The 22339-nt window shown below is 65.9% G+C and carries 17 protein-coding genes and 1 tRNA gene; 8 read left to right on the forward strand and 10 right to left on the reverse strand.

Annotation, left to right across the window (positions count from 1 at the left end; all coding sequences use genetic code 11):
- Nucleotides 1–82: 82 nt before the first annotated feature.
- Both AC56KZ_RS05405 and AC56KZ_RS05410 read left to right on the forward strand, forming a co-directional pair.
- Nucleotides 83–946: a pirin family protein gene (locus AC56KZ_RS05405; RefSeq protein WP_497161091.1), complete on the forward strand. Its 864-nt coding sequence runs from the start codon at nt 83–85 to the stop codon at nt 944–946.
- A 37-nt stretch (nt 947–983) separates the two neighbouring features.
- Nucleotides 984–2006: an asparaginase gene (locus AC56KZ_RS05410; protein ID WP_497161092.1), complete on the forward strand. Its 1023-nt coding sequence runs from the start codon at nt 984–986 to the stop codon at nt 2004–2006.
- A 106-nt stretch (nt 2007–2112) separates the two neighbouring features.
- Here the strand turns inward: AC56KZ_RS05410 and AC56KZ_RS05415 are convergent, their stop codons facing one another.
- Nucleotides 2113–2985, reverse strand: coding sequence for a hypothetical protein (locus AC56KZ_RS05415; RefSeq protein WP_497161093.1), 873 nt, complete (start codon nt 2983–2985; stop codon nt 2113–2115).
- Nucleotides 2986–3208: 223 nt separating this feature from the next.
- Here AC56KZ_RS05415 and AC56KZ_RS05420 point away from each other — a divergent pair, with 223 nt between their 5' ends.
- On the forward strand, nt 3209–3991 hold the full coding sequence (locus AC56KZ_RS05420; RefSeq protein ID WP_497161094.1) for a hypothetical protein: 783 nt from the start codon (nt 3209–3211) through the stop codon (nt 3989–3991).
- Here AC56KZ_RS05420 and AC56KZ_RS05425 read toward each other — a convergent pair.
- Nucleotides 3988–6708, reverse strand: a complete 2721-nt coding sequence (locus AC56KZ_RS05425; protein ID WP_497161095.1) for a hybrid sensor histidine kinase/response regulator — start codon at nt 6706–6708, stop codon at nt 3988–3990. The genes AC56KZ_RS05420 and AC56KZ_RS05425 overlap by 4 nt on opposite strands.
- Nucleotides 6709–6827: 119 nt before the next feature.
- Nucleotides 6828–7883 (reverse strand): aldose epimerase family protein, encoded by a 1056-nt coding sequence (locus AC56KZ_RS05430; RefSeq protein WP_497161096.1) that lies wholly within the window; start codon nt 7881–7883, stop codon nt 6828–6830.
- Between the two features lie 168 nt (nt 7884–8051).
- On the opposite strand from AC56KZ_RS05430, the gene AC56KZ_RS05435 reads away from it, so the two are divergent.
- Nucleotides 8052–9917, forward strand: a complete 1866-nt coding sequence (locus AC56KZ_RS05435) for a sensor domain-containing diguanylate cyclase (protein WP_497161097.1) — start codon at nt 8052–8054, stop codon at nt 9915–9917.
- 6 nt (nt 9918–9923) lie between these two features.
- On the opposite strand, the gene AC56KZ_RS05440 is transcribed toward AC56KZ_RS05435, so the two are convergent.
- The 7 genes from AC56KZ_RS05440 to AC56KZ_RS05470 all read right to left on the reverse strand — a co-directional run bounded on the left by AC56KZ_RS05440 (nt 9924) and on the right by AC56KZ_RS05470 (nt 19189).
- Entirely contained in the window at nt 9924–11561 is a 1638-nt protein-coding gene (locus AC56KZ_RS05440) for a M28 family peptidase (RefSeq protein WP_497161098.1), read from the reverse strand.
- A 59-nt stretch (nt 11562–11620) separates the two neighbouring features.
- Complete coding sequence (locus AC56KZ_RS05445; RefSeq protein ID WP_497161099.1) at nt 11621–13012, reverse strand: HD-GYP domain-containing protein; 1392 nt, start codon at nt 13010–13012, stop codon at nt 11621–11623.
- Nucleotides 13013–13123: 111 nt separating this feature from the next.
- A complete protein-coding gene (locus AC56KZ_RS05450; RefSeq protein ID WP_497161100.1) occupies nt 13124–14083 on the reverse strand; it encodes a DMT family transporter in 960 nt (319 codons plus the stop codon).
- A 210-nt stretch (nt 14084–14293) separates the two neighbouring features.
- Nucleotides 14294–14704 (reverse strand): KGG domain-containing protein, encoded by a 411-nt coding sequence (locus AC56KZ_RS05455; RefSeq protein WP_497161101.1) that lies wholly within the window; start codon nt 14702–14704, stop codon nt 14294–14296.
- Between the two features lie 219 nt (nt 14705–14923).
- Nucleotides 14924–16990 (reverse strand): PAS domain-containing hybrid sensor histidine kinase/response regulator, encoded by a 2067-nt coding sequence (locus AC56KZ_RS05460; protein ID WP_497161102.1) that lies wholly within the window; start codon nt 16988–16990, stop codon nt 14924–14926.
- 80 nt (nt 16991–17070) lie between these two features.
- The gene (locus tag AC56KZ_RS05465) at nt 17071–17649 is read right to left on the reverse strand and encodes a PEP-CTERM sorting domain-containing protein (RefSeq protein WP_497161103.1); all 579 of its coding nucleotides are present in this window, start codon (nt 17647–17649) and stop codon (nt 17071–17073) included.
- Between the two features lie 37 nt (nt 17650–17686).
- Nucleotides 17687–19189 (reverse strand): PhoX family protein, encoded by a 1503-nt coding sequence (locus AC56KZ_RS05470; RefSeq protein ID WP_497161104.1) that lies wholly within the window; start codon nt 19187–19189, stop codon nt 17687–17689.
- 297 nt (nt 19190–19486) lie between these two features.
- Here AC56KZ_RS05470 and AC56KZ_RS05475 point away from each other — a divergent pair.
- The 4 genes from AC56KZ_RS05475 (at nt 19487) to AC56KZ_RS05490 (ending at nt 22271) form a co-directional block, all read left to right on the forward strand.
- A tRNA-Ser gene (locus tag AC56KZ_RS05475) sits at nt 19487–19577 on the forward strand.
- A gap of 318 nt (nt 19578–19895) precedes the next feature.
- The gene (locus AC56KZ_RS05480; RefSeq protein WP_497161105.1) at nt 19896–20459 is read left to right on the forward strand and encodes a PAAR domain-containing protein; all 564 of its coding nucleotides are present in this window, start codon (nt 19896–19898) and stop codon (nt 20457–20459) included.
- Between the two features lie 28 nt (nt 20460–20487).
- Nucleotides 20488–21564, forward strand: coding sequence for a DUF2515 family protein (locus AC56KZ_RS05485; protein ID WP_497161106.1), 1077 nt, complete (start codon nt 20488–20490; stop codon nt 21562–21564).
- Complete coding sequence (locus AC56KZ_RS05490; protein WP_497161107.1) at nt 21561–22271, forward strand: hypothetical protein; 711 nt, start codon at nt 21561–21563, stop codon at nt 22269–22271. Before AC56KZ_RS05485 ends, AC56KZ_RS05490 begins: the two co-directional genes overlap by 4 nt.
- Nucleotides 22272–22339 lie beyond the last annotated feature (68 nt).

The following is a 22339-nucleotide window of genomic DNA, read 5'->3' on the forward strand; positions in this document are numbered from 1 at the left end:
AGCACAGGGGTTACGGCGCTCCGCGCACCGCCGCAATCCGTTATCGTGGCGTTATCGAAGACAGCAAAACCAAAGGATCATCATGAGCAGCAAGAGCGTACGCCGCATCCACCCGGCCCTGCGGGACGACATCGGCGACCTGATCACCCAGCGGCCGGTGCCGAGCAACCACCTCGACCAGGTCGACCCCTTCCTGTTCCTGAACCACCACGGCCCGCAAACCTACCCGCCGCACAACCGCGGCCTGCCCTTCGGGCCGCACCCGCACCGCGGCTTCGAGACCGTCACCTTCATCCTCGACGGCATGCTGACCCACAAGGACAGCGCCGGCCACGAAAGCATCATCCGCGCCGGCGGCGTCCAGTGGATGACTGCCGGCAGTGGGCTGATCCATGCCGAAATTTCGCCGCCTGAATTCCTCGAGCACGGCGGGCCGCTGGAAATCCTGCAGTTGTGGGTCAACCTGCCGCCGCACCTGAAAATGACGCAGCCGGCCTATACCGGCCTGCAGCGCGACCAGATCCCGGCCCGGCAGTTCGATGATGGCCGGGTGACGATGAACCTGGTGGCCGGCGAATTCGAGGGTACGAGCGGCCCGGTGCGCTCGCTCACGGACGTGTTCATGAGTACCGTCGAATTGCGTGCCGGCGGACGCTTGCGCCTGCCGGTTCCCGGGCGGCGCAACGTCTTCCTGTACGTCGTGCGCGGCGCGGTGCTGGCCGGCGTCGGGCAGGACCGCGTGGCCGCCTGCCACCTGGCCGAAATGGCGATCGAAGGCGACGAAGTCGAGCTGACGGCACCCGAAGGCGCGCTGGTCCTGCTGGGGCATGGCGAGCCGATCGGGGCGCCGGTGGTGTCGCACGGTCCCTTCGTGATGAATACGCGCGCCGAGATCGAACAGGCGATCCGCGACTACCAGGCGGGCCTTTTCGGGCAACCCATGTAGTACATTAGCCCGACCGACAACTTCCCGCGAGACCTGCATGCATGCCGTCCCCCTCGTCGCCACCACCCGTGGCTACCCGTCTTCCGGCTACGTGGTCGAAAACGTCCACGCCGGTTCGATCGCCGTCACCGACAGCACCGGGCGCCTGATCGCCTGGGCTGGCGATCCGCACTATCCGACCTTCACCCGCTCGGCGCTGAAACCCTTCCAGGCCCTGCCTTTCCTGCTGGACGGCGGCCCGGACAAATTCGGGCTGGCGCAGGACGAGCTGGCCCTGCTCTGCGCCAGCCATTCGGGCGAGGAAAAACACCTGGCGGGCGTGCGTTCGATCCTCGGCAAGATCGGGCTCGACGCCGGCCACCTCGAATGCGGCTGCGGCGCGCCGCTGTATTACGAAGCGAACAACCTGCCGGTCCCGCAAGACCGCGCCTGGACGCCACTGCACCACAACTGCTCCGGCAAGCACAGCGGCTTCCTGGCCTGGTGCCGCATGCACGACGCACCCAGCGCCGGCTATGTCGAGTTCGACCACCCGCTGCAACGCGCGATCCGCGCGACCCTGCTTGATGCCGCCGGCCTGCCCGAAGCGAGCCTCGCGACCGGCATCGACGGCTGCTCGGCGCCGAACTACGCCCTGCCGCTGGACCGCCTGGCGCAACTGTTCGCGCGCCTCGGCCAGGGCGCGCTCGACCCGCGCTTCGGCAGCGCCTTCGGCCCCCTGTTCGACGCCATGACGGGGCGGCCGGACATGGTCTCCGGCACCGAGCGCAGCGACCTGGTGTTGATGACGGCGGGCGGCGGCGACTGGGTGGCCAAGATCGGCGCCGACGCGGTGCAGGCGATCGGCATCCGCTCGGCCGGCATCGGCATCGCCATCAAGATCGCCGACGGCAACAACCGGGGCCTGCATACGGTCACCTACAACGTGCTGGATCAGCTCGGGCTGCTGAACGACGCCCAGCGCACGGTGCTGGAGCGCTTCCGGCAGCCGCAGATCCGCAATGCGCGTGGGGCGGTGGCGGGGGATATGCGGCCGATGTTTACCTTGCAGCGGGCGTGAGGCGTAGGGTGGGCGGCTCTGCCGCTCACGCGTTCAAGCACAGTACGATCAAGCGCGCAGGCATTTCAAAGGTAATTTGAACGCGTGAGCAGGAAACCTGCGCACCCTACGAAATCAAGCGCCGCAGCATGCCAGCCACCGGCTCGAGCACCTCGCCATCCTGCCAGTACGAATTGTGCGACAGCGGGTTCCAGCTCTTGAGCACCCAGCCGATCGCGCCCTGGCCGGCATTAATGGTGCGGTCTTCGACCAGGGCGCGGTAGCCGCTTGACAAAGGCTGAAGCGGCCAGCCGAGAACGTCGTCGGGGTCGTACAGATTCAGCCAGCGGAACATCGGCGTCGGCCGCGCGATCGGCTTGATGTGCATCTCCTTGTGGGCGGCAACAAAAATCGGGATATTGCAGCCGGTCGTCACCAGGCCGGCGCAGCTGCCGGCGGCCAGGAACTGCTTTTCGCGCTCGCTCAGGACGCGTCCCAGCGCCAGGCGCGACCAGCCATCGATGTCGCGCCAGATGCCGGCTTCCACGCGCCCGCCGCCGAGCGCCTTCTGCGCGTCGTAGATATAGTTCGAAAGCACCTGGCAGCCGAGCGAATGCGCCAGGAACACGATCGGCACCGGCTGTTCGGAAGGCGCGGCCGATGCGTGCGAAGCGAGCAGGCTGCGCGCGATCTCTCCCTGCGCCAGTTCGTACACGGAACCCGGATCTTCCTTGCGGTTCTCCAGCCCCGCCGCGTCGGCAAAGCCGAACAGCATGAACTTGCGCAGCCCGGCGTAATGGACCTCGCTGGCGGCGTTGACGCGCTCCCAGACCTCCTGCTCGTTCTTTTGCAGGATGTGCTGGTAGTAGACCGAATGGAAGGCGACCCGCTCGCGCAAGGCCGGGCCGAGGCGAGTACGCATCTGGCCGAACAGGTTTGCCGCATAGTCGCGCGGCGTCTCGCCCATTCCGTGAATCGTGATCAGTGCGACCTGGGGCATGGCAAGCTCCGCAAATGAACTCGCGCCGAAAGCGCGTCGGAATCGACCTCAACAGTGAAGCAGATTCCTAACTCCAGCTTACCACCGGCAGGCAGGGAACGGCAGCGCGCCGTTGCGACGCACCGACACCTGGTCAGGCAGCTTTACTGAATTTGTTATAGGAACTATAATTTACAAAAAACTAACTATATTGCTCGATAAATATATTTACACGGTAGTCCATGTGAACCCTCTTCTATTTCCCGACTATGCCCAGGCCATCCGCGAACTCGACCTGGCCTCGATCGCGGCGCCCGCCGCCATCCCCGAGCGCTTCCTGCTGGCGCGCGAGGGCCGCACCAGCATCCATTACATCCCTTTCGAGCACGTCAACCAGCATGCCCGTATCGTGATCGTCGGGATCGCGCCCGGCTTCGTGCAATGGAAGATTGCGATGGCCGAGGCGCAGCGCCAACTTGCCAGCGGCGCGCAGGACGCCGAGATCCTGCGTGCGGCGCGCCTGGCCGGGGCCTTCAGCGGCGCGATCCGCCCGAATTTCGTCGCCCTGCTGGACGCCATCGGCATGCAGCGCTGGCTCGGCATCGCCAGCTGCGCCAGCCTGTTCGGCCAGGATGCGCAGCTGGTGCAGATCAGCGCGATCCTGCGCCATCCGGTTTTCGTCGACGGCAAGAACTACAGCGGCACTCCCGGCATGGCAAAACAGCCTTTCCTGCGCGAGGCCGTGCTGCGCTATTTCGCGCACGAAGCGGCGCAGCTGCCGGACGCGCTGTACATCCCGATGGGCGGCAGCGTTGCCGAGGGCCTCGATTGGCTGGCGCGCGAAGGCGTGATCCGGCGCGACCGCATCCTGCATGGCCTGCCGCACCCGTCCGGCGCGAATGCCGAGCGTGTCGCCTATTTCCTGGGCCGCAAGGAGCGTGCCTTGCTTTCCTCGCGCACCAACGCGCGTCAGATCGATGCGGCGCGCGCCACGCTGGTGGCGCAAATGGATGCGCTGACCAACTAGGTGCTGGCCACGTCCCGCAGGATGCGCACCAGCGCCGCCATGTCGACCGGCTTGACCAGGTGGTGCGCGAAACCGGCGGCGAGCGCCCGTTCGCGGTCGCGCTCGAGGCCATAGCCGGTGGCCGCGATCAGCAGCGCGCCGCGCGTTCGTTCGTCCTTGCGCAGCAGCGCCGCCAGCTGGTAGCCGTCCATGTCCGGCAAGCCGATATCGACCACCATCGCGTCCGGCCGTTCGACGATGGCGCGCTCGAGCGCCGCCGCCGCGTTGTACTCGACCAGCACCGCATGGCCCTGCGCGCGCAGCAGCATGGCCAGGCTGTCGGCCGCGTCTTCGTTGTCGTCGACGACCATGACGCGCAGCGGCCGGTAAGGCGCGGCCTCGACGCTATGGGGCCGCCCCGGCTGCCCGCGGCCGGGCCCGCCAAGCAGGCTGCATGGCAGGTCGATGGTAAACATGCTGCCGCGCCCGACGCCCCCGCTGTGCGCGGCGACGCTGCCGCCATGCAGCTCGACCAGCTTTTTCACCAGCGCCAGGCCCAGCCCGAGCCCGCCCTGCGAGCGCGCCAGCGTGCGCGCGCCCTGCGTGAACAGTTCGAACACGCTCGGCAGCAGTTCGGGCGGCATGCCCGAGCCGTTATCGCGCACCAACACGCGCGCATATTCCCCCTCCTGCCCCCCTGCGTGCACCTCCAGCCCTAGCGCGATGGTCCCGGCCGGCGGCGTGTACTTCGCCGCATTGTTGAGGATATTCGCGACGGCCTGGATCAGGCGCGTCGCGTCGCCCTGGACGATGACCGGATGCGGCGGCAGCTGGAGGTCGATGCGGTGCGATTTTTCCTCGATCAGGGGACGGGCCTGGTCGAGGGCGCTGCGCACCACTTCCTTCATGTCGACCTCGCTCACCTGCAGCGTAACCAGCCCGCGCGTCACCCGCGAAACGTCGAGCAGGTCGTCGATCAGGCGGCTCATGTGCTTGACCTGGCGGCCGATGATGGCGCCGGCCTGGCGGATGCGCGGCTCGTCGCGGAACTGGATGGCCAGCAGGGCGGCCGAGCTGCTGATCGGCGCCAGCGGATTGCGCAGCTCGTGCGCGAGCATCGCCAGGAATTCGTCCTTCATGCGCGACAGGCGTTCGGCCTCGACGCGCGCCCCGCGTTCGCTCTGCAGGAGCGCGTCGCGCTCGCGCGCCGACTTCTGGGCGATCTCGTAGAGGTGGGCATTGTCCATCGCCACCGCCGCCTGCGCCGCCACGCCGGCCACGATGCGTTCGGTGCGCTCGGTGAACACGCCCGGTTCCGGATGGCCGAAGACCAGGCCGCCGAGCACCGTGCCCGAGCGCGACACGACCGGCACCGCCAGGTAGCTGCGTACCGGCAGGTGGCCCCGGGGCATGCCGTAATGCGGCCCGGACCGTCCATAGCGCGCATCGCGGGTGATGTCGTCGCTGCGCACCGACACCTGTTGGTGGAAGGTCGGGTTGAAGACGGCGGTCGCACCCGGGCTGCCGAAGTGGGCAAAGGCTTCGATCGGCGCACCGGACAGGGTGTAGGGACGTATCCGTTCGCCCCCCGGCTCCCCCTCGCCGCCGTCGCCGTCGCCGCGGCCGTTATAGAAGAAGGCGCCGAACTGGGCGCCACTCAGCGCCGTGGCGGCGTCGGTAACGGCCTGCAGCAGCGTCTCGAGATCGAGCGTCGAGGCCAGCGCCTGGCCGGTGCTGTGCAGCACCTCGAGGATGCGCGACTCGTCGCGCAGGGTTTCCTCGACCCGCGCCCGGCGCACCGCTTCGCGCGTGTGGTGCGCCACGTCCTCGGCCAGCGCCACTTCGCGCGCGGCCCAGTCGCGCGCCTGCGGTTCGTGCAGGTAGAAGATCGCGGCGAGACGCCCTGCTTCCATGATCGGCACCACGACCATCGCACGCGCGCCGATGCTTGCATAGCCAGCGGCATATGGTGCAGCCAGCGGATCGGCGCCGATGTCGTCCAGGCGCAGCAGCTGGCCGGCACGCAGCCGGTCGATCAGCGCAGGACCGAAGCTGTCGAGCGGCCGGGTCTCGCCGGCCAGGCTGGCGACTGCGCCGTCGGTCCAGTCGCGTTCGACGGTGACGCGCTGGCCGCCGGCGTCGATCTCGCCGTAACCCACGCGGGCCACCGCCAGGTGCTTGCCCAGCAGGGCGCTGGCCGCCTCCATGATGCGGAAAGGGTCGAGCAGTTCGCGCAGTGTCGCGGTCAGCTTCAGGTGAAAGCCGTGCTGTTGTCCGGCCAGCACGCGCGCGGTGGTATCGGTGAGCACCCCGCAGACGCCGATCACGGCGCCCGCTTCGTGCACCGGCGAAGCCGACAGGGTCACGTAGTACGGAATTTCGCGGCCTTGCTGCAGAATGTTGAAGCGCAGGTCTTCGGCCAGCAGCGCGTCGCCCCTGGCGGCCGCGGCAACGAAGGGCAGCAGTTCGCACCAGGCCCGGGTTGCGGTCTGCGCCAGCGGCTGGCCGAAGGCGGCCGGATGGCAGTCGCCGAGCATGGCGATGCAGGCTTCGTTGTAGACCAGGCGCAGCTCCGGTCCCCAGGCCAGGAACATCGGCAGCCGCGCACCGGACATCAGGTCCACGACGACATGCAGGCCCTCTGGCGCGTCCGGCGGCAGTACCGTACCCACGCGCGGCCCCGTTCGGCGGCGCTCGCCGCCGGCGGCAGGGAAGTGATCGCGCATCGGCTTATTCATGCGGGGTAGTCGCGGAAATCCGGGTGGATATCAGGCTGATAATAGCGCCGATTGACTACCCGCGCGACGGTCTTGCGCGCTGGCGTGACCGCTTCATGCACACGGAATAAAAGTGTTGTCTAAACCTCTAGCAGGAACCGGAAACGCGATTCGGTGGCATAGGTTTCGCCGGGCCGCAGGATGGTGTTCGGGAACAGCGGCTGGTTGGGCGAATCGGGGAAATGCTGCGGCTCGAGGCAGAAACCGCCGCGGTAAGGATAAGTCCGGCCCTTGCCCTGGAGCGAACCGTCGAGAAAGTTCCCGCTGTAGAACTGCACGCCCGGCTCCTGCGTGAACAGCTCGAGCACCCGGCCCGATACCGGCTCGCGCACGCGCGCCGCGCGCGTCATGGCGCCGGGGGTCGCTTTGTCGAGCACGAAGCAGTGATCGTAGCCGCCGCCGTGCGCCAGCTGCGCGTCGGGCTCGCCGATGGCCTGGCCGATCGGGCGCCGGCTGCGAAAGTCGAACGGCGTGCAGGCGACGCTCGCCAGCGCGCCGGTCGGGATCAGGTCGGCGTCGATGGCGACGAAGGCGTCGGCGTCGAGCACCAGTTCATGGCCGAGGATATCGCCGCAGCCGGCGCCGGCCAGGTTGAAATAGCTGTGCTGCGTCAGGTTGACCGGCGTGGCGCGGTCGGTCACGGCGGAAAAGCGCACCACGATCTCGTTGTCTTCGCTGAGGCTGTAGCGCACGGTGGCGTCGAGGGTGCCCGGGTAGCCCTGTTCACCGTCCAGGCTGCGGTAGACGAGCACCAGTTCGCCGCCTTCGATGCGCGCCTTCCACAGCACGCGGTCGAAGCCTGGCGTGCCGCCATGCAGGTGGTTCTTGCCGTTATTAACCGGCAGTTCATGGGCCCGGCCATCGAGCGTGAAGCGCCCGCGCGCGATGCGGTTGCCGTAACGGCCGATCAGCGCGCCGAAATACGGGCTGGCGTCGCAGTAGGGCTCGAGCGTATCGAAGCCGAGCGCCACATCGGCAAAGTCGCCATGGCGGTCGGGGACGTGGATCTCGGTGATGATGCCGCCGAAGTCCAGGACCCTGACGCTCATCCCGGCCTTGTTCAAGAGCGTGAACACGCTGACGGTGCGGCCGTCGGGCAGTTGGCCGAAAGGCGCTTGCAGGATACCGGATTGCACGTTGTCGTTTCCTCGATTGTCGATGAATCGATCCTAGCATGCGCGCCGCAGGGCGGCGCGCCCCGTTGCCGCCCCGTTGCCGCTACCTGGCCAGCCTTCGCCGCTGCCGGCCTCGCCCGATCTGCTACAGTAGAAGCGATATTCATCCTGCATAGAGGATCGATACCCATGCCAGCCCCACGCCTGCCCCCCGACGATGCCGAGCGCCTGCGCCTGCTCGAATCGCTCGACCTGCTCGATACCGAAGCCGAAGAGGTATTCGACCGCGTCACGCGACTGGTCAGCCGCCTGCTGAAGGTGCCGATCGCCCTGTTCTCGCTGGTCGGCGAGCACCGCCAGTTCTTCAAGTCGCGCGTCGGCATGGAGGCACGCGAGACGCCGCGCGCCTATGCCTTCTGCGGCCATGCCATCCTGCAGGACCAGCCGCTGGTGGTCAGCGACGCCGCCAGCGACGCGCGCTTTGCCGACAACCCGCTGGTGACCGGTCCGCCCGACATCCGTTTTTATGCCGGCGTGCCGGTGCGTACCAGCGGCGGCCTGGCGATCGGTACCCTGTGCGCGATCGGTACCGAGGCGCGCGTGCTCACCGCCGACGAGCTGTGCATCCTGATCGACCTGGCCGACATCGTGCAGCAGGAGGTGCAGTACCGCGAACGCCTGGCGCTGGCCGGACGCCAGAAACTGCGTTCGGCCGCGGTCCTGCATGCCAGCGAAGGACGCTTCCGTTCGATTTTCGACCTGGCCAGCATCGGCATCGCGCTGGTCTCGCCGACCGGGGGCTGGATCAGCGTCAACGGCGCGCTATGCCAGATCCTCGGCTATTCGCAGGAAGAACTGCAGCGCCTGAGCTTCCAGGACATCACCCACCCCGACGACCTCGACCTCGATCTCGAGCTGCTGCGACGCCTGCACATTGGCGAGCTCGACCAGTACCAGATGGAGAAGCGCTACATTCGCAAGGATGGGCGCCCGGTCTGGGTCAACCTGAACGTCAGCAAGAAACTCAACGATGCGGGCGAGCTGGAATACTACATCTCGGTCGTGAAGGACATCCAGGCCCAGAAGGAGACCCAGGCCGCCCTCACCGCCGTCTACGCCGAGCTCGAGGAACGGGTCGCGGCGCGCACGGGCGAGCTGCGCGAGCGCGAGGCCGAGCTGCGCAGCGTGATCGAGAACGCCAACGATGCCTACATCAGCCTCGACCAGGAAGGCCTGGTGACGGTCTGGAACCGCGCGGCCGAGCAGACTTTCGGCTACGAGGCGCTGGAGGCCATCGGGCGTCCGGTCGACGCCTTGATCATCCCGCCCGAGTATGGCGGCCGGCACCGCGCCGGCCTGTTGCGCAACGTCGGTGGCGGCGCATCGACCGTGCTTGGCAAGCGCCTCGAGCTGCCCGCCGTGCGCAAGGACGGTTCGACCCTGACGGTCGAAGTGCGCATCAATGCGCTCGAGGTGCGCGGGCAAAAGGTGTTCAGCGCCTTCCTGCACGACATCTCCGAACGCAAGCAGGCCGAGGCCCAGCGCGAATATGAAAGCCGGCACGACATGCTCACCGGTTTGCTGAACCGGCGCGCCCTGCTCGAGACGCTGCCGATCGCCCAGGCGCGCGCCGCACGCACCGGGCGCAGCATGGCGCTGCTGTTCATCGACCTCGACGGCTTCAAGCTGGTGAACGACACCTACGGCCACGAAACGGGCGACCGCCTGCTGTGCGAAGTGGCGGCGCGCCTGGGCGCCGTGGTGCGCAAGACAGACAGCGTGTTCCGCCTCGCCGGCGACGAATTCACGGTGCTGGTCGAAGGCCTGTCCGATGGCGTGGACTGTGCCCACACCGTCGCGCTGAAAGCGATCGAGGAGCTCGGGCGCCCCTGCCCGGTCGATGGCGGCGTGGCGCAGGTCGGCGCCAGCGTCGGCATCGCCCTGTTCGCGCCCGACAGCAGCGCCAGCGCCGACGACCTGCTGCGCGAGGCCGACGGCCACATGTACGACGCCAAGCGCGCCGGCAAGGGCCAGGTGTTCCCGCGCCGGGCTTGAATCGCTTTAACGCTGCACGCGCGAGAACGCGTCGCCCTTTTTCCAGGCCGGCATCGCCGGCGCGTTGGCTACCGCATAGCCCAGGTTCAGCGTGAACTGGGCCTGCTGCAGCATGCCCGACAAGTCCCACTCGGGGCGGTATTCGTCCGTCACCTGGTGGTAGTCCTTCTTGTAGCCGACCATCTTCGCGCTGCCCGCCTGGTGCGCGTGTTCGAACTCGAAGTGGCCGTCGCCCGAGAACACGGCCGAGCCGACGTTGAAGGCGGGGACGCCGGCCTTGGCGAAGTTGAAGTGGTCGGCGCGGAAGTAGGCGCCCGACAGGTCGGGAATGGTCGGGGCCAGTTTCAGGCCCATCTTCTTCGCCACCGCGGCGGCGGTGTCGTACAGGCTGCTGCGCTCGGCGCCGGGCACGCCGATGTCGCGCGTGCGGCCGACGAAGTTCATGCTGTCGAGGTTCAGGTCGGCCGCGGTCTGCGCCAGCGGCACCACCGGGTTGGCGACGTAGGCGGCGCTGCCCAGCAGGCCCTGCTCTTCGGCGGCCGGCCACAGGAATACCTGGGTACGGCGCGCCGGCTTCTTGACCGCTTCGGCGGCCATCGCCAGCAGCGCGGCGGTACCGGTGGCGTTGTCGATGGCACCATTGAAGATGTGGTCGCGCCCGCCCTTGGCGGCCAGGCTCGGCTCGACGCCGAATCCATCCCAGTGCGCCGAGTACACCACCGCCTGTGCTTTGAGCTTCGGGTCGGTGCCGGGCACGATGCCGATCACGTTGAGGTCTTCGACCTGGCGCACGGTCGACTTCATGACGAAGCGTGCGCTGGTCTTCAGGTCGACCGGGCGGAAATCGCGCTGTTCGGCGTCGGCCCGCAGCCGGTCGAGATCGAAGCCGCTGGCTGCGAACAGTTCGCGCGCCGTGTCCTCGTGCAGCCAGCCTTCGACCGGGTTGCCGGCGCCGGCCAGGCGGAAGCGTTCGTGCGAAAAGCCATTGGCCGGCACGTCCCAGGCATACGAGGCCGACGGCGTCGTGTGGATCAGCAGCGCCCCGGCCGCGCCGCGCCGCACCGCTTCCTCGAATTTATACAGCCAGCGCCCGTACCAGGTGTAGGCGCGGCCGGCAAAGCGGTTCGGCTCCGCGCCGGTGGGCTGCGGGTCGTTGACCATCATGACGAGGATCTTGCCCTTCACGTCCTGGCCCTTGTAGTCGTCCCAGTTTTCTTCCCGGGCCGACACGCCGTAGCCCACGAACACCAGGGGCGCCTCGACCGTCAGTTCGGCCTTGCCGCCCGCCGTGCCGAAGACGATGCCCTTGCCGAGCGCAGGGGCGATGCGCTTGCCGCCGGCTTCGAAGCTGGCCACGCTGCCCGGCAGCTGCTTGGTGCCCTGGATGCGCACCGGCTGGCGGTAGCCGCCGCCCGGCATCGGCTGCAGGCCGATCGCCGCGGCCTGGGTTTCCAGATAGCGCACGGTAAGAAGACCGCCGCGTTGGCCGGTACCGCGTCCCTCGAGCAGGTCGTCGGCGAGGAAGGAAAGGTGAGCGCGCAGCGCCGGTTCCGACACCAGCGGCGCCTGCTGGGCAAGCGCGCTGGAGGACAGGCTCAAGGTGGAAGCGGTGACAAGGGCGGCGAAGGTGGGGCGAAGGCGCATCGGGACTCCGTGAGGTTGAATGTTCCTCACATGTTACCCCGGAGGGACGACGCGCGTCTTCAGGCCGGGGCGGCGGCCGGCTCCATCAGCCCGGCCCGCACCACCGCGCGTCCGAGCGCGGCGAAGCAGTCGGCGTCGATCGCGGTGCCGACGGTCTTTTCCATCATCTCGAGCGCCTGCGGCACGGGAATCGCGCCACGGTAAGGACGCTCGGCGGTAATCGCATCGAAGATGTCGGCGGTCGTGATGATGCGGGTTTCCATCGCGATCTGGTCGGCCTTCAGCCCGCGCGGATAGCCGCCCCCATCGAGCCGCTCATGGTGGGCGCCGGCGATGACCGCCAGTTCCGCAAAGGCCTCGATGCGCGACAGGATCGATTCGGTGAACTCGGCATGCTGGCGCACGGCGGCCCATTCCTCGCGGTCGAGCGCACCGGCCTTGTCGAGGATGCTGTTGCTGACCCCGAGCTTGCCGACATCGTGCAGCATCGCGCCGCGGCGCAGCCAGCGGCGCCGCTCCTGGCTGATGTCGAGTTCTTCGGCGATCATGTCGGTGTAGAGCGCCACCCGGCTGCTGTGACCGCTCGTGTACGGACTTTTCGAGTCGACCACCTGGCCGAAGGCGGTGGCGATGTCGTCCAGGTAGTCGTCGTCGATCGGCACCGTATGCTGGCGCGGCTCCATCGCGAACACGGTCTTGTCCATGTTCGGCGCGGAGAGGGTCGCCCAGAACGCATCGGATTTGGCCACGCGCTCGAAGGCGTCGACCAGGCGCGGATCGAACCAGCTGCCGGCGCGCGTGCGTGCCTCGGCCAGCGCCGCGTCGCGGCCCTGGGACGTGTGGAAGACGTCGATCACCTGCGCCAGCAGGGCGATGCGCGCATACACGGGAATCGCCTCGCCGGCCAGCCCGGCCGGTTTGCCCTTGCCGTTGAAATGCTCGTCGAGGTTGTAGATGCCGAGTGCAACGGGCTCGGGGAAGCGCAGCAGGCGCGCGATTTCGGCGCCGCGCTGGCAACGCGTGGCGATGAATTCCAGGCCGGTCTCGCGGCCGGTGCGCAGGGTGTTGAGCACGGTGCGGAAGCGGTCGGCCATGCCCGCCTTCATGCCCGCGTGCTTGAACACGAAGGCCAGCAATTGCGGCAGGCTGTCGCCGACGGTCTTGATGTCGTGCTTGAAGGCGTGGTCGTCGGTCAGGTAGAGTTCGCAAATGCGCGCCGCATTGCTGCTGCAACCGACGTCTTTCAGCAGCAGCACGTAATACAGCTCCCACAACTGCTCGCTGCTCATGCCGGCGTCGCGTCCGATGTGCATGCCGATCCAGCAGGACCGCAGGCAATGGCCGGGGGGCTGGCCTTCAGTCAGGTCGAGTGCATAGCTAAGCGAGCCGATCAGTTCGGAAAGCTTCAGGCTGCTCGCAGGGACGGCAGCGGCGTCAGGGAATCGGTCCATGGTGTGAAAGTTGCCTTATAGAATGTATGGATTCTACGTTGCACTTACGCCTTCCGCTCGCAGAACTGCAGATTTGTCACGTTCGAAAGAAGAATCGTCATCTTTTTGTGTTCAAGCCGCCACTGCATGCGCCGGCGGGACCGCCGCATGCAGGCGTACCGACCAGATTACACCGAGCACGAGCAAGCCGATGGCCAGGATTTCCAGCAGCCGCGGCGCCGTGCCGCGGTAGATGAAACCGTAGAGCATGGCGGCCACCGTCTCGAACAGGATCAGCTGGCCCGTCAGCGTCACCGGCAGGCGCCGGCTGGCGATGTTCCACAAGCCGTTGCCGATGACCGAGGCGCCGAGCGCCAATAGCCCATTGTAGATCCAGAAGGACGCCCAGTCGCGTTCCGCTGCCGGGAACGCTTGTGTATCTTGCGTACCGTGCGTGAACAGCATCGACACCAGGCCGAGCGGCAGGGCGATCAGGCCGCTGGCCAGGCCGTAGAGCGACGACCACTCGCCGCCGCTGAACTGCGGATTGCCCTTCAGGTAGCGCGCGTTGTCGACCGCATACCAGGTCCAGCACAGCAGGGCGCCGGCCGCGCAGGCCACCCCGAGCAGTACCGAAGCGCCGCCCGCCCCACTCCCCTGCGCATGGGACAGGGCGTCGACATTGATGCAGCCGATCGCGACGGCCACCACCAGCAAGGGCAGCGCCATGCGGCGCAGCGGCACTGCGCCATGGTCGCGCCGGCCCAGCAGCGTGACGGCAACCGGAATCAGGCCGATGATGAGCGAAGTGGGCGCCACCCCCGCCAGTTTTACGCCCGCTGCCAACAGCATGTAGTAGACCAGGTTGCCGCTCAGGGCCTGGCGCACCAGGGCCAGGTAGTCGCGCGGGACCAGGCGGCGCAGCAGCCGCATCAGGCGCGGCAGCAGCAGGCCGAGCGAGATGGCGCCATAGGCCAGGTAGCGTCCCACCGCCAGCTCGACCGGCGAAAAACCGGGCAGCAGCTCGGGCACGATGAACACCATGCCCCACAATGCGCCGGCCAGCACGCCACACAACACGCCAGTCAACACGGCAGTCCTCCGAACGATGCAAAGGGAGGATTGTGCCAGAAGGCGCCGGCGCGGCGGGAGCCGTCAACGACGGAGGCGCCGGGGCGACCGGTCGATGGGACCGGCGCGGCGGCGCCATGTTCACGGTCGAGCAGCTTGCTCGCCGCTTTCTGCTTCTCTTCTGCTTACCCCACGCCGTCATGCGGCCGGAGGGGTCGGTACGACAATGATTTACTTGTCGTTCTTGCGGCTCTGCGAACCGGCTTTGGCATGCTGCTCGGGTGAGCCGCCCTGGACGCCCTTGCCGCCCTGCTTTCCGCCCTGGTTGCCGCCTTGATTACCACCTTGATTACCGCCTTGATTGCCACCGCTTTGCTGGCTGCCGCTACCGCTGCTCTGGTTGTTGCCGTCGTTCTTGTGGCTCATCGAGCCGGCACGGCGTGCTTCTTCCGAATTGAACTCGTGGGCATTGCCCGATGCGTGGGCCGCACGTCCGCCTTCGCTGGCGATTTCGCGCTGACGCTCCGGATCCATCGATGCGAAGCCACGGTTGCTGGTGTCACCGCTCTGCTTGCTGCCCTGGTTTCCACCGTTGCCGCCCTGGTTTCCGCCTTTGTTTCCGCCTTGATTGTTAGCTGCCATCACTACCTCCTGTTATCAAGTGAACGCTCGCCGGAACTGCCCGCCTGAAGCGCTGGCACGTTTCCCGCTGAGACAGGACCATCCTAGTCATCGTCGGCCCAGCCGGCCACCGTATGCATGCCGTGGCAGGGTAGGAATTCGCCTTATGCAGGTGTCAGTCGAGGACGCCAATCCGAACGCAATTCTTATCCGGCGGAAAGCTTGGTAGAGCACCTAGCATCAGGGCGTGACATTCGACGGCCAGGCGCGCGACACGCCATGGCGCCGTTCCGGGCTGGCGCGGTGGCGGCGCGTGGCAATGTCGCGCAGCAGGCCGGCCAGGTCTTCACCGTCGATCGGCTGGACGAAGTGGAAGTCGAAACCCGCTTCGGTCATGGCCGCTCGCTCTTCAGGGCGGCCATAGCCGCTGACGGCAATCAGGATCGAATCGGCCGTTGCCGGATTGGTGCGCAGGCAATGGGCCAGCGCCGAGCCGTCGATTTCGGGCAGGCCGACGTCGAGCAGGTAGACGTCGGCCGGCTCGTTCGCGGAACCAATCAGCGCTGCTCGCGAGTCGTGTTCGGTGCGTACCGGGTAACCGCCGGCCTCGATCATCCTGGACAGCATCCGTGCCGCGGCAACGTTGTCGTCGACCACCATCACCTTGAGCGGGGCATTGCCCGGCGCCTGGCGCGTCTGCGGCGCCGGCTGGATCGCGTCGCTGCCGTCGGCCAGCGGCAGCGATACCGTGAAGCGGCTGCCCTGCCCCGGACCGCTGCTCTCGACCCGGACCGAACCGCCATGCAGCTCGACCAGCCGCTTGACCACGGCCAGGCCGATGCCGAGCCCGCCCTGGGTGCGGTCGGAGCCGCGCTCGGCCTGGGCGAACAGCTCGAAAGCGCGCGCGATCAGTTCCTCGCTCATGCCGATGCCGTTGTCGCTCACGGTCACCCGCGCGCAAGCCCCTTCGATGGCGGTCTTGACCTCGATACGCCCGCCCGGAGGCGTATATTTCACGGCATTGTTCAGGAGGTTGGCCAGCACCTGGATCAGGCGTTTCGCATCGCCGCGCACGGTCAGCGGCTGCGCCTGCGGACGCGCCTCGAGCTGGTGGCGGCGCGCCTGCAGCAGCGGCGTCACCTGCTCGACGGCCTGGGCCAGGATGTCGCGCAGGTCGATGCGCTGCTGGTCGATCACCACCAGGCCGCGCGTGACGCGCGACACGTCGAGCAGGTCGTCGACCAGGCTGGTCAGGTGTTTTACCTGGCGCAGGATCACGGCGCCCGTACGTTTCACGCGCTCCATGTCGACGCTGGCATGGCCCAGCAGTTCGGCCGCGACCATGATCGGCGCCAGCGGGTTGCGCAGCTCGTGCGCCAGCGTCGCCAGGAAGTCGTCCTTGCGGCGGTCGGCCTCGCGCAGGGCGTCCTCGGCCTTCAGGCGTTCGCTCATGTCGAGCAGGATGACGACGGCGGCCAGCACCGCGCCGTCGCGGTCGTGGATGGGCGCGGCCGAACACAGCACCAGGCGACGCTGGCGCGCCTGGTCGAACGTTTCGATTTCGATCAGGCAGTGCGACTGCGCAAGGCCGCGCAGCGCCTGCGCCAGCGGCCACTCGCCTGGCGCCACCGGCTGGCCATGGCGCTCCGAGCCGTCGGCCCACCAGCCGCGCCACTCGGAAAAATCGATCGGGATATTCCTGGGCAGCGCGTCGCGGCCCCACAAGGCCTGATGGGCGGCGTTCGATTCGAGCACTTCGCCATTCCCGGTCACCATCGTGATGCCCAGCGGCGCGGCGTCGAGCACCGCTTTCAGGCGCGCGTGGCCGGCTTCGGCCTGGCGCGCGGCATCGAGCGCGTCGCGCCGGCTCAGCTGCAGGGCTTCTTCAGCGCGCTTTTGTTCGGTGACGTCGATGGTGACGTGATGAATGCAGAGCAGTTCACCCTGAGCATCGAAGATCGGGGCATGGACCGCGTTCCAGAAGCGTTCGACAAACACTTCCGCGCCATCTTCCCCGGTCATTCGGATCGGGTAACGCTGGGTCGGCATCGACTGCGGCTGGCCGGTCTCGATGGCGCGCGCCAGTGCAGCGCGCAGCGCGGCCATGCCGGTATCCTCGGGATCGTTCGGGTCTTCAGGAAACACGGCGAACACCCGCTGGCCCACCAGCTGCGCGCGGCTGCAGGTCAGGTTGCGCAGGAAGGCGTCATTGACGTCGAGGATGACCGGATCGGCAATCGGCGAAAAAATGCAGGCGCCGATCGGGGAATTTGCAAAAATCAATTGATACAAAGGCTGGTCCAGCATGCGGGGCTTTCGGAGAGGCAGACTAGTTCTCCAGACTAGCCTAGCTGCCCCGCCGTGCCGGTGCGGTGCTTAACGATCTGTCAAAAATGTTTGGCGCGGCGGGAGCGCATCAGTCCGGCCAGGCACAGCACCGGCAGCATCAGCGCCAGCGTCGACGGTTCCGGCACCTCGGCGCTGATGACGAAGCTGTCGCCCGCCTTCAGGCCACGCGTGTCGAACAGCCAGTTCGATGCGTTGTCCAGACCGAACGGGTTGCCAAAATGAAACTCGGCAAATTCCGCTTGAGAGAAGGTGATACTGGCGTAATTCGGCCCGGATTTGACTTCGCCGAGCGTGCCGAAGGTCGGCTTCACGCTGCCAGCCGCAGCGAAGGAGATGCCGTTCAGCCTGAAGTGAAACTGGTTCAGCGCGGCGCCGCTCAGGTTGCGGACGACGGCGTTCAGGCTGAGCGGCCCGGACAGGTCGGCTTCCTCGAGCGCGAAACGCAGGGTGCTGGTCTCGAAATTCTTCAGATCGAGGTCGAAGGAGACCGCGCCCGGCGCGCTGAAGTCGCTGACCGTGTTGGCCGGCGAGCCGGTGGTGGTGAGGAGGATGGCCGCGCTGCCCGCGTTGGCCGCCAGGGCCAGGGCCAGCGCAGCGGCGATGTGTTTGATCTGCATGTGTTTTTCCTGTCGTGATGTGTAATTTGAACCGGGATTACAGCGGACCATTGGCCCAGGGGCCGGCGATCGCGAAGGTGACGCCCGGCGTCTGGATATTGACGAACAGGAAGCGGCCGGTCGGGTCGAAGCAGGCGCCGGCGAATTCGTTGGCGCGGCGGTCCCCTGCCAGGCTGGTCAACTTGCCCGCGCTCTGCAGCTGCGCTTCGGTCAGCACAATATTGTTCTTGGCGAAGATATAGGCGTCGCCGCCACCCGTGATGCCCATCAGACGCTGGCCGAAACCAAACTGGTCGGTCGCGGCGGTCGACGCGTCTTCACAGATCAGGATCGCATTGCGCGGCGAGACGGTCAGGTTGTCGCCCATGTTGCCGACCAGTTGGCTCGGGCTCGAATAGATGCACTTGAGCACCTGCGTCGCCAGATCGAGTTCCCAGATCGCACCACGCGACACGGCGCCGCCGGCGGTATCCATCACGTACATCTTGCCCTGTGCATACCAGATGCCTTCGCCGCGGTTCATCCGCAACGCACCCTGGATCCAGCCCTGCACGAAGGGGCCGGCCGCATTCGTGATCGCGATGCCGGTCGGGCCGGTGGCGTTGCCGCGGTTCTGGTCCGGATTCGCGATGTTGACCCATTCCAGCTCGTAGCTCGCATTCAGCGGCGCCGTGCCGAGGTTGACGTTGGCCAGCCCCTTGACCCTGGCCATCTGCAGCACCCCGCCGATCGCCAGCGAGCCCGGCGCACCCTGCTTGACGTCAGGCAAATACCGGTAAAAGCCCGACTTGCCGGACAAATCTTCGGTCTGGTAGACGTCGCCCGTCGCCGGATCGACAGCGGCCGCTTCGTGCCCGAAACGGCCCATGCCGACAATCGGCTGCCCGGTCGTTTGCGCCGGGTCGGCCGTTACTTCGAATACATAACCATGCTTGCGGCCCGAGGCGCTGACTGCGTCCGAGCTGACTTCCTCGCATGTCAGCCAGGTGCCCCAGGGCGTCACGCCACCGGCGCAATTGGTCTGGGTGCCGCCCAGGCTCGGCGTCATGCTGACCCAGTTGCCATCGCGGAAAATCAGGTTGGTAGTGCCGCCGCCGAAGCGGTTATTCGATCCGGCAGCACTCGCACCCGCATCGAACACCCCCGGTGCGTTGATGAAACCCGCCACCGCGCCTGCACCGAGCTCGTGATTGCGCACCAGCACCAGCTCGCTGCTGCGTCCGACCTTGCGCGATACGATGACGCCCATGCCGTCATGGCCACCCGGGCAAGGCTGCCCATCGGTCATGGCATCGCCACGCCAGCCGAAGCTTTTATACGTAAAACCCGGCGGCAACTGCAGCAACGGCAGGCCGGTCGTCATGTCGTTGACCGGGCGGATCGGGCCGTAAGGGCTGTCGACCAGCGCCGTCGATCCGTTGGCCGCCTGGGCCTGCTGCGCCCCCATCGCCATGAAGGCGCCGACGAAAGGCAGCGCCGAAGCACCCGCCACGCCCTTGAGCAGGTTGCGCCGCACTGGCGAGATGTTCTTGTCTGTCATGCTGAGCATTCTCCGAAAGGTCAGTCGGCCGGTGGATCCGGCGACGGGATATTGGCGACCGGGTTGCCGGCCTCGCCGCGCCGGTGCAGCGCGGATGACCTTATTACAACAGCCAAAAGCTACCGTTCGATGACAGCAAAATGACAAGATTGTGTCGTGGGTGGGCAGTACTGCCGGGCTGGGCGGCGTGCAGGCGAGATGCGCGACGCCTCGCGCTGGCAGCTGATGCGGGGGAATGTGCTTGAACTGACGAGAATTGTTGCTATAATAGGCGGCTTCGTGAACGCGAAGCATGCAGGAGAGATGGATGAGTGGTTTAAGTCGCACGCCTGGAAAGCGTGTGTAGGTTCATAGCCTACCGGGGGTTCGAATCCCCCTCTCTCCGCCAGGACAACAATGGAAAAAGGCAACCCTCGGGTTGCCTTTTTTTATTGTTTCATGGCGGAGAGAAGTAGAGCCCTGCGGGCTCTACGCGGTCGCCAAGGCGGCAGGTTCGAAAGCCGTCGCCCTGCAGAGCGCGGCGGGGTCGCGGGACGTGACCGAATCCCCCTCCTCCTGCCGCCCTTCGGGCGGCCACTTCAGTCTTCAAGCTACAACCCCACTTCTCCACCCCTCCAGCTCTACCGCAACATCCCCCTTCCCATCCCTGGCTAAATTGACCTGTTAAGTCGCTACTGACTAACCACGCCAACAAACCAGGGACACCATGCACCGCTACTACATCACCCTCGGCGCACCCACCACAGCAAACGGCAAGGTCACCTCCGCCAACCATCTGCGCACGATCAACGACGAAGCGGTCGCCCTCGAAGGCGACAGATGCTGGTGTCCGAAATGCCATTCCGAGGGGGTCATCGTGCTCGACGGCCCCCGCCTGAGCGAAACCTTCGACGACCGGGAAGTAGCTCTCAGCGACGACCTCTGCATGTGCAAATGCACTCCTCCGCCGCGCCTCGTCGCTGCACAGGATTTCGCCTGCCAGGACATCGACACCGACTGGCACGCTACCTGGACGGAGGAAGCAGTCGCTACCGCAGCAAAACTCAACACAGCCGGCAACAATCCGCCCACTAAGCCGAGCGGCGCTCCACTCGTGCTACTGGACCCCGGTACAGACGAGCCCTACCGATACCGCGCATACACGCTCCAGCTCGCCGACTCGGTCATCGAGGGAAAGACCGACCGGTACGGCGCGACGCGGCCTTTGACTGCCGCGGAGCGGGCGGCCATCGTCGACTGGTACGTCGTTGCCGAAAACAACGCGGTGTGATTCCCGACTTTTCCCCTGAAGAGCATGTATGCCCAGCGTCTACGTCCCCGGCAAGCCGAATCCCTATTTTCCGAAGCATCAGTTCCACGGTGTACGCGTGTATGGAGGCTACCAACGCATACAGCAATGCAAGCCTCACCATTACGCCGGATCATGCGCAACGGTTGAGCAAGGCATTGCGGCCTACATCCTCTCTCCCGAGCATTTGTGGGCGACCTTCCAGGTCGAGGCCGAAAACCTGCTGAAGGTGAACGGCAGGTTCATCGAGGATCCCAAGGAGCGGAACAGGCGCATCAATGCTGCTTACGCCAGGCTGTGGCTGGCCGACAATCGTTTCCAGTGGGCGGGATTGGCTGCGTTCGCATCCAAGCAGGTGGGGTGCGGCATGCTCCATGCAAGCGAGGTGATCGAACGAAACCGCCGCGAACGGGAGCGCGTTCAGCAGTCATTTGCCCAGGCAGGCGTTGCGGGCGCCGAGCTGGCCACCGTGCTGCAAATGGGTACCGAAGTTGGCGTACAAAATATGTACCTTCGTCTCGGCCACGGCAACATGCATTTGTTCCTCGACATTTATCCGCTACACCGCTTTTACATGGAACGCGGATGGAAGGATTTCAGCACTTACCTGCCTACAAGGCAAAACAACAAATACCCTGTGCATTGGGAGATCGACAGATCTGTGCTGCCGTTCGGCACGCCCTTTAGCGAAATCATCACCGGGTTCGAACAGATTAACGCCGGCCGCCCACACGAAAGTGTCAAATTGTTGGCGCACCACGAACAAGTAAACATTCTCCAGAAGATCATGTACGACGCGAAGATCATGCAATGGCTACTTGCCCTAAATCAGCTCGCCTGGGCTACAGGGTTCCCGACTGGGGACTACCTGGAAGTACAACTAACGCTGTCCGCGCAATGCAGAGCCAGGACTGGATTAACGTCGTGGTTCTCGAAAGATCGGAAGGCGAAACTATGGGTAGTCGAGGAACGCATGAATCTCGTTTCCGCTGCGGCTAAGCGGTTCGACGAGCTTTTAAACAGTCCGGAGCGCCAACGCGTCGTCGATTCGATTAATGCGGTAGCCGAGGGCGGGGGCGTAATGTGAAAGCACATAATCGCCGTCGTTTCATTCTAGCTGGCCTCGTCGGTGCCAGCCTCTGGTGGTACAACTACACGCCGCAGCCGACAGTCCTGTCCTTCCGTGTCGGCCAACCATTCGAGGAGGTCGTCAGGAACTCGACTTATCCGGTCATGGATCGGTCGAACCTACCGGCTGACGACACAATTGGCTTTGGCGCAACATGGGTCACGGAGCCAGCCGTTATCGTCCGCTTCAATGACCCTAAACATGGGTTCACCTTGCCGCCGACCAAATTTGCGGCCCTTAGCTACCAGCATAACGTCGCCTCGACGCTGGCAACCTCTCCAATGCTGGAAAAGCTGCCTTTCGCTCAGGCTGTAATGGTGCTCGAAAGCCTGCAAAACCAGTTCAAGACAGGCGGCTGGGAGCCGTACGACGTACACAAAAGCGAATGGTTTGACCTGACGACCAAAGGGCGCAAGCAATTGAACTTAGCCATGTTCGAGCCGCCTTACTACCAGCAGCAGACACTGCGTGTTCCAAAAAAGTATGCAATGACGTTTCGATTCCTGTGCGCCGAGGGCTGCTGGACCCGGGAGCCTCCTTATCTATTTCTCATCCAGGTTGGACTCAGCCACGATACCTATGGATGGGAAGGAGATGGCCCGCAGATCTGGGAAAAGTCCCATCCCGCCAACCACGCAGCGGCTAAGCCAGCGCAGCACGACTGATATCTGCTCCCACCCGTATTTACCGCTTGAACCCCCACTCCAAGCATGTCAAACTGACAGCCCAGCAT

It is taken from the genome of Telluria sp. LT2P34, assembly GCF_059685915.1.